Annotated in this window: 14 protein-coding genes; 5 read left to right on the top strand and 9 right to left on the bottom strand. The window is 61.4% G+C overall.

What is annotated here, in order from left to right:
• Positions 1-5 precede the first annotated feature (5 nt).
• Genes rbsD through AC3RCM_RS17485 form a run of 6 tightly spaced genes read right to left on the bottom strand, consistent with a single transcriptional unit; the run spans position 6 to position 5,877 of the window.
• Positions 6-404, bottom strand: coding sequence for a D-ribose pyranase (gene rbsD / locus AC3RCM_RS17460; RefSeq protein ID WP_003250646.1), 399 nt, complete (start codon positions 402-404; stop codon positions 6-8).
• Positions 401-1,309, bottom strand: coding sequence for a ribokinase (rbsK, locus tag AC3RCM_RS17465; protein WP_409263524.1), 909 nt, complete (start codon positions 1,307-1,309; stop codon positions 401-403). The genes rbsD and rbsK overlap by 4 nt, the downstream gene beginning before the upstream one ends.
• A gap of 15 nt (positions 1,310-1,324) precedes the next feature.
• Positions 1,325-2,347, bottom strand: a complete 1,023-nt coding sequence (locus AC3RCM_RS17470; RefSeq protein ID WP_064491382.1) for a LacI family DNA-binding transcriptional regulator — start codon at positions 2,345-2,347, stop codon at positions 1,325-1,327.
• Between the two features lie 4 nt (positions 2,348-2,351).
• Complete coding sequence (locus AC3RCM_RS17475) at positions 2,352-3,347, bottom strand: ABC transporter permease (RefSeq protein WP_492629036.1); 996 nt, start codon at positions 3,345-3,347, stop codon at positions 2,352-2,354.
• Positions 3,344-4,897 carry a sugar ABC transporter ATP-binding protein gene (locus AC3RCM_RS17480; RefSeq protein ID WP_064491415.1) on the bottom strand — a complete coding sequence of 518 codons (1,554 nt, stop codon included), beginning with the start codon at positions 4,895-4,897 and terminating at the stop codon, positions 3,344-3,346. The genes AC3RCM_RS17475 and AC3RCM_RS17480 overlap by 4 nt, the downstream gene beginning before the upstream one ends.
• Positions 4,898-4,917: 20 nt before the next feature.
• Positions 4,918-5,877, bottom strand: coding sequence for a sugar ABC transporter substrate-binding protein (locus tag AC3RCM_RS17485; protein WP_064491381.1), 960 nt, complete (start codon positions 5,875-5,877; stop codon positions 4,918-4,920).
• Between the two features lie 366 nt (positions 5,878-6,243).
• On the opposite strand from AC3RCM_RS17485, the gene AC3RCM_RS17490 reads away from it, so the two are divergent.
• Complete coding sequence (locus AC3RCM_RS17490) at positions 6,244-7,332, top strand: asparaginase (RefSeq protein ID WP_003250634.1); 1,089 nt, start codon at positions 6,244-6,246, stop codon at positions 7,330-7,332.
• Between the two features lie 125 nt (positions 7,333-7,457).
• On the opposite strand, the gene AC3RCM_RS17495 is transcribed toward AC3RCM_RS17490, so the two are convergent.
• Positions 7,458-9,332 carry a sigma 54-interacting transcriptional regulator gene (locus AC3RCM_RS17495; protein WP_064491380.1) on the bottom strand — a complete coding sequence of 625 codons (1,875 nt, stop codon included), beginning with the start codon at positions 9,330-9,332 and terminating at the stop codon, positions 7,458-7,460.
• A 201-nt stretch (positions 9,333-9,533) separates the two neighbouring features.
• Between AC3RCM_RS17495 and cynS the strand changes: the two genes are divergently transcribed.
• The 4 genes from cynS to AC3RCM_RS17515 all read left to right on the top strand — a co-directional run bounded on the left by cynS (position 9,534) and on the right by AC3RCM_RS17515 (position 12,007).
• Positions 9,534-9,974: a cyanase gene (gene cynS, locus AC3RCM_RS17500; protein WP_003250631.1), complete on the top strand. Its 441-nt coding sequence runs from the start codon at positions 9,534-9,536 to the stop codon at positions 9,972-9,974.
• Positions 9,975-10,038: 64 nt separating this feature from the next.
• Entirely contained in the window at positions 10,039-10,863 is an 825-nt protein-coding gene (locus AC3RCM_RS17505) for a formate/nitrite transporter family protein (protein ID WP_064491379.1), read from the top strand.
• Positions 10,864-11,065: 202 nt separating this feature from the next.
• Positions 11,066-11,308: a DUF1654 domain-containing protein gene (locus AC3RCM_RS17510; RefSeq protein WP_004574330.1), complete on the top strand. Its 243-nt coding sequence runs from the start codon at positions 11,066-11,068 to the stop codon at positions 11,306-11,308.
• Positions 11,309-11,314: 6 nt separating this feature from the next.
• Positions 11,315-12,007 (top strand): endonuclease, encoded by a 693-nt coding sequence (locus AC3RCM_RS17515; protein ID WP_064491378.1) that lies wholly within the window; start codon positions 11,315-11,317, stop codon positions 12,005-12,007.
• Between the two features lie 3 nt (positions 12,008-12,010).
• On the opposite strand, the gene AC3RCM_RS17520 is transcribed toward AC3RCM_RS17515, so the two are convergent.
• Both AC3RCM_RS17520 and AC3RCM_RS17525 read right to left on the bottom strand, forming a co-directional pair.
• Positions 12,011-12,436 carry a hypothetical protein gene (locus AC3RCM_RS17520; protein ID WP_064491377.1) on the bottom strand — a complete coding sequence of 142 codons (426 nt, stop codon included), beginning with the start codon at positions 12,434-12,436 and terminating at the stop codon, positions 12,011-12,013.
• Between the two features lie 98 nt (positions 12,437-12,534).
• Complete coding sequence (locus tag AC3RCM_RS17525) at positions 12,535-13,104, bottom strand: SPOR domain-containing protein (protein ID WP_014591568.1); 570 nt, start codon at positions 13,102-13,104, stop codon at positions 12,535-12,537.
• Between the last annotated feature and the right edge of the window lie 31 nt (positions 13,105-13,135).

Raw genomic sequence — 13,135 nt, forward strand, 5'->3', positions numbered from 1 at the left:
AGCGGCTAGAAGGTGACGCCGGAGATGAGGGCAATGTTGCTGTAGGGCTGGCACTCGCCTGTACGCACCACCGCACGAGCACTGCGCGACAGCACTTTGAAATCCTCATGGGTCAGCCATTCGCGCTTGCCCAGCTTGCCCTTCAGTCGCTCGATTTCGACCAGCGCGGGCGGCACCACTTTTTGCATTTCTTCAGCCAGCACATGCCGCTCAACCTGCAGTTCGCTCAGCACCACCCGCAGCACGCTGGCGAAGTCCGGCAGGCCAGGCGTAATGGCCAGGTCGATCAGTTCCACACCCGGCGGCACCGGCAGCCCGGCATCGCCAATCACCAGGATATCGCCATGCCCCATACCGGCAATGACCCGCGACAGGGCAACGTTCAACAGCGGGGTTTTCTTCATGGCGTCAGCTCCGCCAGATAGGGAATCGACGGTTGGGCACCGGCACGGGTAACCGACAATGCTGCAGCACGCTGGCCAAAGGCGATCGCCTCCCCCTCCTCCAGCCCACGCACCAGGCCGGCAGCAAAGCCACCGATGAAGGTATCGCCGGCAGCGGTGGTGTCCAGCGGTTGCACGTGCGGCGCCGGATAGTGCTGATGGCCTTGGGCAGTAACCAGCAAGGCACCTTGCGCACCCAAGGTGATGATCACTTTGCCTGCCCCCAGCTGCAGCAAGCGCTCGCCTGCGCGCCGGGCACTGTCCTGGTCGGTCACCGCCACACCGGTCAAGGCTTCGGCCTCACTTTCGTTAGGGGTAAGGTAATCGATATGCGCAAACCAGTCCGCTGGCAAGGGGCCGGTAGCGGGTGCTGGGTTCAGGATCACCTGCTTGCCCAGCTCGTGCCCTCTGGCCAGTGTCCAGGCCACGGTGCTGGCTGGCACTTCCAACTGGCAGATGATTACCTCGGCAGCCTGCAGCAACGCATCGAAGCGCCGCACCGACTGCGGCGTCAGCAAGCCGTTTGCGCCGGGAATGATGACAATACAGTTCTGGCTGGCAGCATCCACCGTGATCAGCGCCACACCGCTGGACATGGCTGGACAGGTGCTGACGCCCTGACAGTCGATCCCCTCGACATACAAGGCCCGGTGCAGCTGCCGACCGTAGTCGTCATCCCCTACATTGCCGATCATCGCCACGCTGCCGCCCAGCCGCGCCACTGCCACAGCCTGGTTGGCACCCTTGCCGCCCGGCACCGTGAAAAAGCTATCGCCGGGGAGTGTTTCGCCAGCCCGTGGCAGGCGCTGGGCGCGGACCACCAGGTCCATGTTGAGGCTGCCAACCACCACAACCTTGGCATTCATGACGTTTCCTTAGCGTTAGCGGTAATCATTGAACAGGTCCGGACGCGGCCCGGTGGACTCACGCAAGACGATACGCGGGGCGACAATGCGCTGCTCCGCCGCGCCTTGCCGGGGCGTAGCGATACGCGTCAGCAGCAACGAGGCAGCGCTCTCGCCCAGCTCGCGGATCGACTGGCCCACCGTGGTCAGTGGTGGGTACACGTAGCGGCTGAGCTCGATGTCGTCGAAACCGATCACCGACAGCTCGCCGGGTACGCTGATATTGCGTTCGGCTGCAGCGCGCAGCACACCAAAGCCGATCATGTCGTTGCCGGCAAAAATCGCCGAGGGCCGCTTGCCTTCCAGCATCTGCGCCGCCGCTGCATGGCCACCCGGGCTGGTGAAGTCGCAGTGCAGTACACGGCTGCCCGGCACGGGCGCACCGGCTTCGGCCATGGCACGGCGGAAGCCGCTCAGGCGCAGCTGGGTAACCCCGGTTTCGGCGGGGCCGCCGATATAGGCGACGTCGCGATGACCAAGCTCCAGCAGATGCCGGGTGGCCAGGTACGCCCCCTGCTCGTGGTCAATGCGCACCAGGTCGGCATCGACGCCTTCCAGCTCACGGTCGACGATGACCATTGGCGTGCGCACACTGGCCAGGCTCTGCAGCAGGTCGTCGTCCTGGCCCACCGAGGCCACTACCAGGCCATCGATGCGTTTTTCCAGCAGCACGCGCAGGTAGCTGCGCTGCTTCTGCGGGTTGTCGTCGGAGTTGCACAGGATCACGCAATAGCCGTTGCGCTCGCAGGCGTCTTCGATACCCCGCGCCAGTTCGGCGAAGTACGGGTTGACGCTGTTGGGCACCAACAGGCCGATGGTGGCCGTGCTGCGCGCCTTCAGCGAGCGCGCCACCGCACTGGGCACGTAATCCAGTTCGATGATGGCGGCTTCCACTTTCAGCCGCACCTGTTCGCTGACCGGACGGGTCTTGTTGAGTACATGGGACACGGTGGTGTAGGAAATACCCGCCAGTGCCGCGACGTCTTTGATAGTTGCCATGGTGTCAGTTCCGCCGGCCTGCGCGCCGGCTACGGTAAGTGTCGAGCACCACGGCGATGACGATCACCGCCCCGGTGATGATGCGTTTGGTCGGCTCGCTGGCACCGATCTGCGCCAGCCCGGCGGCCAATACGGAAATGATCAGTACGCCAAAGAAGGTGCTGATGACCGAGCCACGCCCACCCATCAGGCTGGTGCCGCCGATCACGACGGCGGCAATGACCTGCAGCTCCAGGCCAGAGCCGGCATTGGGGTCGGCCGCTTCCAGCCGCGAGATCTGGAACAGCGCGGCCAGGCCGGCGAGCAGGCCCATCAGGGCGAACACCAGCACTTTGTAAGGGCGCGGATCGATACCGGCCAGGCGCACGGCCTCTTCGTTGGTGCCGATACCGATCAGGTAACGGCCGAACACCGTGCGCGTCAGTACCAACTGGGCGAGCACGATCACCAACAAGGCGATGATAAACGCTGGCGAAATACCAAAGGCGACCGGGTTGGAGAACCAGGCATAGGCGTCGCCGATATAGGCGGTGCGCGAGTCGGTGAACTGGTAGGCCAGGCCACGGGCCATCTCCAGCACACCAAGCGAGACGATGAACGACGGGATGCGCCAGGCCACGGTGACGCCACCGGTAATGCTGCCGGCCAATGCGGCCACAGCCATGCCCAGCAGCGCCGAGGGCAGCACGCCCCAGCCCCAGCCGAGTATCGCCACGCTCACCGTGGAGGCGGCCAGCGCCAGCACCGAGCCCACCGACAGGTCGATGCCGCCGATGATCAACACGAAGGTCATGCCCACCGCCAGCACCATCAGGTCCGGGATCTGGTTGGCCAGCGTGCTGAAGGTGCCATACGACCAGAAGTGGCTGCTGAGGAACGAGAACAGCACGATCATCGCCAGCAAGGCGCCAGCCAGGCCCAGGTAGGTGCCCAGGCCAAAGTAGGTACCGCTGCGGCGCACGGGGGCGGCTTCCTGGTTGTTGAGCGGGGTGGTTTTCATGCATCCATCCTGGGGGCTGCGTCATGCAGCAGCGCGTCACGTTTCTGATAACCGGCGAAGGCGGCGGCAAGCAACTGGTCCTGGCTCCAATGATCACGCGCGAAAGTGTCGATCAGGCGGCCGGCGGACAGCACGGCGATGCGGTCGCATATCAGCATCAGTTCTCGCAGGTCACTGGACACCACCACCAAGGCCTTGCCTTGGCGCGCCAGCTCGGCCAGCAGGCCATAAATGTCGAACTTGGCGCCCACATCGATGCCACGCGTGGGTTCGTCGAACAGCAGCACCTGGCAATCGCGCTCCAGCCAGCGGCCGATCACCACTTTTTGCTGGTTACCGCCAGACAGCTCACCCACCACCTGCTGCGCGCCGGCACTGCGAATGCGCATGGCCTGGATCTGGCGTTCGGCCAAGGCTTTTTCCGCTTCGCCATCGAGCACGCCGGCCCGCGATACCGCGCCCAGGTTGCCCAATGCAATGTTGGCGCTGATCGACTGCGTCAACAGCAGGCCCTCGCCTTTGCGGTCTTCGGTTATCAGCGCGATACCGGCCCGCACTGCAGCCTTGGGCGAGTCGATGTTTACCGCCTGCGGCGGTTGGCCGAGCGCGATACCGCCGCTGTCGGCGCGATCGGCACCGTAGATCAGGCGCAACAGCTCGGTACGGCCGGCGCCGATCAGGCCGGAAATGCCAAAAATCTCCCCTGCCCTGACTTCGAACGACACCTCGCGCACCTTGTCGCCGCGGCACAACTTGTCGACCTTGAGCAGCGGTGCACCCATCTGCCGTCGGCCCAGGTCGATATGCTCGCCCAGCTCGCGGCCGACCATCAGGTTGACCAGCTCGGCGCTGCTGTAGCGCTGGATCGGCTCGTCGCACACCAGCTTGCCATCGCGCAGCACAACGATGCGTTGGGCCACCCGCTGCAACTCTTCCAGGCGATGCGAGATATAGACGATGGCCACGCCGCGCGCGCGCAGGCGCTCGATCTGGGTGAACAGCAACGCCACCTCGCGCGCAGTGAGCATGGCAGTGGGTTCATCCAGGATCAGCACATGGCAGTCACCGATCAGGTTGCGGGCAATCTCGACCATTTGCTGATGGCCGATGCCCAGCTCGCCGACAGGGGTGTCCGGGTCGATGGCGTCGAGCCCGACCCGAGCCATGGCGGCCGTTGCCAGCTGGCGCAGGCGCTTGTGGCTGATCCAGCCGAAACGGCTGGGCAGGTTGTCGAGAAACAGGTTTTCCGCCACGGTCAGCGTCGGCAGCAGGTTCAGCTCCTGCATGACCATGCGCACACCAAGGCGTTCGGCCTCGCTGCGGCTGCCGGGCGCGTAGGCCTGGCCACGGTAGGTCATGTGCCCGGTGGTGGGCACCTCCAGGCCGCTGATGAGCTTGGACAACGTACTCTTGCCCGCGCCGTTCTCGCCGGTCAGGGCCAGCACTTCACCGGCGCGCAGGCTCAGGCTGACCTCGCCGAGCACGGGCTGGGCGTAGGTCTTGCCCAGGCCGCTGGCGGCAAGCACCACTTCATTGGCCGATGCAGGCATGGCCGATTCTCCTGGCAGCATCAGGGCTTCTTGGTGATGAGTTCGACCGGGGTCTGAATGACGTTGTCGGCATCCACATCAGGCTTTTCGCCCTTGACCATTTTCAGCGCCGCCTGAATGCCATACACCGCCTGCTGGCTGGCGGCCTGGTCGAGGGTGGCAAGCACGCGACCGTCTTCAAGCATTGGCTTGATGGCATTGATGTTGTCATAGCCCACCACTTGCACCTGGCCGGCCTTGCCAGCGGCACGCACGGCGGACACAGCGCCCAGTGCCATGCTGTCGTTTCCGGCCAGCAAGGCCTTCAGGTCGGGGTATTCGTTGAGCATGGAGGCGGCGACGGCATTGCCTTTGTCGATCTCCCAATTGCCGCTTTGTACCGAGACGATGTTCATCTGCGCGGCGTCCATGGCGTCCTTGAAGCCGGCGGTACGCTGCTGGGCATTGGTGGTGGTCGGCACGCCTTCGATAATGCCCACCTGGTCGCCGGCCTTGAGCTTCTGGCTGGCCAGGTAATCGCCAACCAGGCGCGCGCCCTTGCGGTTGTCGGGGCCGACGAAGGGAACGCTGATGCCTTTGCTCTTGAGCAGATCAGGGTCCAGACGGTTGTCGATGTTGATCACCACCACGCCCTGGTCCATGGCCTTCTTCACCGCCGACACAAGTGCTTTCGAGTCAGCCGGGGCAATCACCAGCGCCTTGGCGCCGGCATTGACCATCTGCTCGACGATGCGGATCTGCTCGCCAGTGTCGGTCTCGTTCTTGATGCCGTTGGCGATCAGCTCGAACTCGTCGGCGTGGGTTTTCTGGTAGTCCTTGGCGCCGTCTTCCATGGTGCGGAAGAACTCGTTGGCCAGCGACTTCATGACTAGGGCGACCTTGGGCTTGTCTTCAGCGTGGGCGGCAGACAATGGCAAGGCGAGGCTAAGCGAGGAAATGACAGCGAGGGCCAGCAGACGACCGGGGAACGGCAGCTTCATGAACGATGACTCCGAATCTTGTGTTTTTTGTCGGATCGCAAACGTTTGCGTTGACCAACTATGGTAACAGGACCGTTGTTTGTCAAATCCGTTTGGCTTTCGGAGGCCAAAGTGCTGCTGGGGCCGATTATGCAGCCTTTTCCGAAAAACCGAACACCTTTTCCTTTATCTGTTCGGAATTACGAATGCAATGCCGCCTTGGCAGGCGCGGCTCGGTGCAACACCACACATTGTCGGGGCTGCTACACAGCCCATTGCAACGCAAGGCCGCTCCAACCCAGGCAACGCGTGGCGCCTTGGTACGAAAAATGCCTATAGCCCTGCGCGACTCAATAACTAACTCACTAGGAAGCGAGAACAATAACGATGAATGCCGCACTGAAAACCTTCGCCCCAAGCGCACTCGCCCTGCTGCTGATCCTGCCATCCAGCGCCTCGGCCAAAGAAGCCGAAACCCAACAGAAGCTGGCCAACGTGGTCATCCTCGCCACCGGCGGCACCATTGCCGGCGCCGGTGCCAGCGCTGCCAACAGCGCCACTTACCAGGCTGCCAAGCTGGGCGTCGACAAGCTCATCGCCGGCGTGCCGGAACTGGCCGACATCGCCAATGTACGTGGCGAGCAAGTGATGCAGATCGCCTCCGAGAGCATCAGTAATGACGACCTGCTGAAGCTGGGCAAGCGCGTCGCCGAGCTGGCTGAAAGCAAGGACGTCGACGGCATCGTCATCACCCACGGCACCGACACCCTCGAAGAAACCGCCTACTTCCTCAACCTGGTAGAGAAGACCGACAAGCCAATCGTGGTGGTCGGCTCGATGCGTCCGGGTACCGCCATGTCCGCCGACGGCATGCTCAACCTGTACAACGCCGTGGCCGTAGCCAGCGACAAACAGTCGCGTGGCAAGGGCGTGCTGGTGACCATGAACGACGAGATCCAGTCCGGCCGCGATGTGAGCAAAGCGGTCAACATCAAGACCGAAGCCTTCAAGAGCGCCTGGGGCCCGATGGGCATGGTGGTGGAAGGCAAATCGTACTGGTTCCGCCTGCCGGCCAAGCGCCATACGGTCAATTCCGAGTTCGATATCAAGCAGATCAGCAGCCTGCCGCAGGTGGACATTGCCTATGGCTATGGCAACGTCACCGACACCGCCTACAAGGCGCTGGCACAGAACGGCGCCAAGGCGCTGATCCATGCCGGTACCGGCAACGGTTCGGTATCGTCGCGGGTAGTCCCGGCGCTGCAAGAACTGCGCAAGAACGGCGTGCAGATCATCCGCTCGTCGCATGTCAACCAGGGTGGTTTCGTACTGCGTAACGCCGAACAGCCGGATGACAAGAACGACTGGGTCGTGGCTCACGACCTGAACCCGCAAAAAGCGCGGATCCTGGCGATGGTGGCAATGACCAAGACCCAGGACAGCAAAGAGCTGCAGCGCATCTTCTGGGAGTACTGATCAACCACCCATGGCCGGTGCCCCACATCACCGGCCATTCTTCCTTTTCCAGATCAACCCCGCCCCGCCGCCACTCAACTGGGGCTCGCATCAGTGGGTTTCTTCTCAGGGTTGCGCGAGTAGCTCTATTTGTAATCTCTCGGATCAACGCCCCACTTTTTGAGTCGAGACGCCAGGGTTGTGGGCTTCAACCCCAGCAATTGCGCAGCACCACCCTCGCCGGAGACTTTCCCTGCTGTTCGTTTGAGCACAGAGATCGCATTCAGCTTCATCTGCCGCTCCCAGTCTTTGTCGGCAGTCGGCTCGGGCGGGCATTGTGAAGTTGAAGATACAGGGCCACTGGACGGGGCGCTTGGCGCCAGAACCTCATGAAAGCTCACGCGACCATCTCGGGAGACAATGGTCTGTCGCTCAATCACATTTTGAAGCTCGCGAATGTTGCCCGGCCAAGCGTACTGCTGAAGCACCGCGACTTGGGTCAGCGACATGCGAATGCCCGGTTTGTTGAACGCCAGGCTAGCCCTTTCAAGAAAATGGCTGGCGAGCAAAGGAATGTCCTCAAGTCGCTCCCGCAAGGGCACCGAGCGTATAGGGAACACATTCAAGCGGAAGTACAAATCTTCTCGGAACGCACCTCGGGCGACCATATCGCGTAGGTCACGGTTCGTTGCGGCGATAACTCGCACATCAACGGCCCTGGTGCGATTGTCGCCTACAGGCTCAAACTGGCGGTCCTGTAGAACGCGGAGCAACTTGCTTTGTAGCTCCAGCGGAATCTCTCCCACCTCATCGAGAAACAAGGTACCGCCGTCTGCCAACTCAAAGCGACCCACTCGGTTGCTGACCGCTCCGGTGAAGGCCCCTTTGAGGTGGCCGAAGAACTCGCTCTCGAACAATTCACGGGGCACCGCGGCGCAATTGACCCGAATCAGAGGGCGGTCGCGCCGGGGGCTGCTGGCATGAATAGCGCGAGCAACAAGCTCTTTACCCGTGCCTGACTCGCCGGTGACCAACACGTTGGCGTCGGTAGCTGCGACCAGGTCGATCTGCTGTAACAGATGCTTGACCGCAGGGCTTTCGCCGACGATCTCGTGGTGATTGCCGTGGGCGTTGATTTCCTCCTGCAGGTATTGGTTTTCCATTTCCAGCCGAGTCTTCAACTGCTCTACTTCACTTAGCGCATCGCGCAGGCGCGCTTCAGTGCGTTGTCGTTCGCGGATGTCCCGAAACAACACCACCGCCCCTACCAGCCTTCCCATCTCGAAGATTGGAGTGCTGGTGTACTCGACGGCGATTGGTTCGCCGCTCTTGTGCCAGAACACCTCGTGGTCCACGCGATGAACTTGTCCATCGCTGAACGAAGCATGGATGGGGCACTGATTGACCTCGAACGCACGTCCGTCGCTATGGCTGTGGTGGAACAAATGGTGGGCATCCTGGCCAATCATGTCGACGGCACTCCACCCCAAAATACGCTCGGCGGCGGGGTTGATGAACGTGGTCTGGCCCCGGGTATCGAGCCCATAGATGCCCTCGCCAACTGCACCAAGAATCAGCCGGTTTTGCTGCTGGATGCGCTCGAACACCTGGCTGATTCGTTCCCACCCCACGTGGCCCAAACGGTGTTGCCGGCGCGCCTCAGCACGGTTACGGCGCTGCTCCAGAAGGTCGCGGCGCTGCACCGCCAGCACAATTTTCCCGCCCTCAACCGCGCTAGCCGAAACCTCCACCGCTATTTGCCGCAGTTGCAGATCCACCAGCAGCAGGTCGTCCGACCACGCTTCGCCTTGAGTCAGCACCTCATCCGTAAAGCTCACCCACAGTGCGATTCCCCCTCGCAGAAAATGGCTAAAGGCATGACCGGGCAGCTCATTTGCGGCGCAGCCAAGTAAATCAAGCGCGGCGTTGTTGGCTTGCAGTACTCGATCAGCTACCGGGTGGATTAACAGCATGGCAACGGCGGAGTCGGCCGCGACTCCGAGGGCGACGGTGTCTGTCACTGATGGATATCCTCGAACCGATTTTCACGAAATTTCGTGAACAATATTACGACAGTTCGTAATTTACGAAATTTCGTAAATACACCCCGCCAGAAACCAAAAAATAAACCAATAAAATCAGGTAGTTACAAAATGTTGGAAGTTGGCACATCTCTCGCTATGGGTGTTCTCACCTTAAACAAAACTGCGGGAGCAGAAATAATGGACAAACTTGAAATGCATCACCTGATCATGGCCGCGAAAGCACGCAAGGGCCTGAGCTGGGATGATCTTGCCAACGCAGTGGGCAAGGCCCCGGTATGGCTTGCATCGGTTTGCTACGGCATGAACAGCGCGCCGCTGGAAGTGGCAACGCATCTTTGCGAGGTATTGGAGCTGGATGATCAAGTCGCCGCTACCTTAACCGCTTTCCCGGTCAAGGGTTGGGACAAGTCCATCCCTCAAGACCCGCTGATCTATCGACTGTACGAAGTCGTGGGCGTCTATGGCCCAACCCTGAAAGACGTTATCCAGGAAAAATTTGGCGACGGCATCATGAGTGCCATCGACTTTTCCATGCATGTCGAGCGAATCGAAGATCCCAAAGGCGACCGGGTTTTGTTGACTCTCAATGGCAAGTTCTTGCCATACCGTTCCTGGTAAACCCATCCAACCCTCGGCATCCCTCCGGGGGTGCCGCCTATTACCCGCAGTTGAGGGAACCGCCATGTCTTATCTGCTACCCACCGATTTTGTCACCAAGATGCTCGATGCCGGCGCATCAAAGGTCCACATGTCCACTCGCGACACGCTGATCCGCAGCTATATGGCCGGGGCAATTCTGGCCCTGGCGGCCGTATTCGCAGTGACCATCGCAGTGCAGACAGGCTCAGCCCTGATAGGCGCAGTACTGTTTCCGGTTGGTTTTTCAATGCTCTACCTTATGGGCTTCGACCTGCTCACCGGGGTCTTCATGCTCACCCCGCTGGCATTACTGGACAAACGCCCCGGGGTCACCGTTAGGGGAATTCTGCGCAACTGGGGCCTGGTGTTCGTCGGCAACTTCGCCGGCGCCCTTACGGTCGCCTGCATGATGGCCTTCGTCTTTACCTATGGTTTCCATGCTTCCCCCGGTGCCGTGGGAGAGAAAATTGCCAGCATCGGTGAGGCCCGCACCCTGGGTTACGAGCAATACGGGCTGGCAGGCTGGTTGACGATCTTCCTGCGTGGCGTGCTGTGCAACTGGATGGTGTCGATGGGCGTGGTCGGCGCGATGATCTCCACCTCTGTGAGCGGCAAGGTGATCGCCATGTGGATGCCGATCATGCTGTTTTTCTTCATGGGTTTCGAGCACTCGGTCGTGAACATGTTCCTGTTCCCATCCGCAATGATCATGGGCGGCGACTTCTCGCTCATGGACTACCTGGTGTGGAACGAAATCCCCACCGTACTGGGCAACCTGGTGGGCGGCCTGGCCTTCACAGGCCTGACGCTGTACGGCACCCACATCCGTACGGCCGCGAAGAAAGTTACCAGCGCAACAGCCTGCTGAAGCTATAAAGAAGGCAGGCAGCCTCAGTCGCCGCCTGTCTCACTTCAGGTTTTGCTTTGCACTGCCTCTAACCCGAACATCGTTTACATTTCAGAACAGTGTCATGGCTTACAGACCAACGCTGGATTTCCCCTGACAAGCTGTTGCGAATTTAATTACAGTGAAATACTGTATGCACATACAGCAAAACAAGGAAACTCCTGTGTCCAGCACCGCCTCCGCCACTCCGAGCAGCTATGAACAGCTGGGTGTACGCATCCAGAAGATCATCAACAGCCCCACCGCCCAGCGCAGCCGTGCGGCGCTGATCTTCCGCCTGGAACAGGAAAGCCCGGATGACTGGGAGACCCTGCTTCAGGAGATCGCAGAAAACGACAACGTCACCCTCGCCCATCGCGACGATGGCGGTGTGCAGATTTTCTGGACGGTACCGAAGGAAGATTGACTGCGCATGAGAGTTTCGCTTTTCGCAGCAGCCTGCCTGTTACTGACCGCTCCGTTTGTTCAAGCCGACGCTCCGCGTACCTTCCAGGAGGCCAAGAAGGTCGCCTGGAAGCTCTACGCGCCACAATCGACCGAGTTCTATTGCGGCTGTAAATACAAGGGCAACAAGGTCGACCTGGCCTCCTGCGGCTATGCCCCGCGCAAGAATGCCCAGCGCGCGTCACGCATCGAGTGGGAGCACATCGTACCCGCCTGGCAGATCGGCCATCAGCGCCAATGCTGGCAGAGTGGCGGGCGCAAGCAGTGCTCGCAGCATGACGAAGTGTACCAACGCGCCGAAGCCGACCTGCACAACCTGGTGCCAAGCATCGGTGAGGTCAACGGCGACCGCAGCAACTTCAGTTTCGGCTGGCTACCAGAACAACGCGGCCAGTATGGCCGCTGCCTGACCCAGGTCGACTTCAAGGCGAGGAAGGTGATGCCGCGCCCGTCGATCCGCGGCATGATCGCCCGCACCTACTTCTACATGAGCAAGCAGTACAACCTGCGCCTGTCCAAACAGGACCGCCAGCTTTTCGAGGCCTGGAACAAGACCTACCCGCCGCAAGCCTGGGAGCGGCAACGCAACCAACAGGTCGCCTGCGTGATGGGGCGGGGAAACGCGTTCGTGGGGCCGGTCAACCTCAAGGCGTGCGGTTGATCCTCAGGCCAGCGTTTGTAAGTAGGCGCTGGCTTCCCGGTAACGGGCCAGCCGCGCCAGGTCGGCGGGGCCCGGACAGGGGATGCGCGAGAGATCACTGTTGTCGGCCAGATCGGCCAGCTTGACGGTGCGCGCCAGCGGGTCGTCGCCCAGGCGCATCACGAAATCCTGGTAAGGCTCGCCCTCGCGGCGGCTAAGCGCCAGCAACGCAGCCAGGATTTTCAGCGCGAAGCCCTCACGCGCCAGGTCGGACAGGGTCAGCGAGGTGTCCTCGATCACATCGTGAAGCACCGCCACAATCCGCTGTTCAGGTGTGGAAACCCGCATCATCACGCGCAACGGGTGGAGGATATAAGCCGCCCCACCCTTATCGTATTGCCCTTCATGCGCCCTGGCGGCCACGGCAATGGCCCGCTCCAGTGTAGACATGAGGCCCTCCCCGTTTGGCAGCTACCACCCCAAGCATAGCCAAACTTGTGTGAACAGCGCCTGACACAAGCCTTGACTGCGGCGCCACTTTTACTGGCTTAGCGTGCTGCGCCGTGCTGGATGACCACCGAATCGGTACCTAGCTTGGCCATCACTTCATCCCTGCGCGCCTGCGCTTCTTCGCGGGTGGGGAACGGCCCCAGCAGCACCACCGGCTTGCCGTCACGGTACTCCACCGAAGACGGGATACCCTTTTCGATCAGGCGCGCCGTCATGTCACTGAGCGCGCCCATGTTGGCGCCCTGCACCACTTCCACGTCCCAACCCTGTGGCGCCGGCTGGTCTGCCAGCGCCTCGGCACGGCGCTGCAGGTCGGCTCCACCGCAGAGCTCACGGATACGCAGGTTGTTGCCGGTATCGTCGACGATGATGTCGTATTGGCCATCGCGCTTGATCGCCACGTAGCTGCGGTAGGCTTCGTACTGCCCGGCATCGTCCTTGCCGCGGACCTGACCGCAGATGGTGCCCTGGGTGTCGATCCGCACGTTGCCGAACTTGGCGGTCTTGGGGTTGTGCAGGTGTTCGGCCACCTGCTTGTGCACGCCTTCGACCTCGTTCTCACAGCCCGCCAGGGCGAGCACTGCCATTACCACAGCCAGTTTGCGCACGCGTGTACCTCCAGATTCGAAGGGGCGGATT

Source organism: Pseudomonas sp. GW823-FHT05G12, assembly GCF_058795575.1.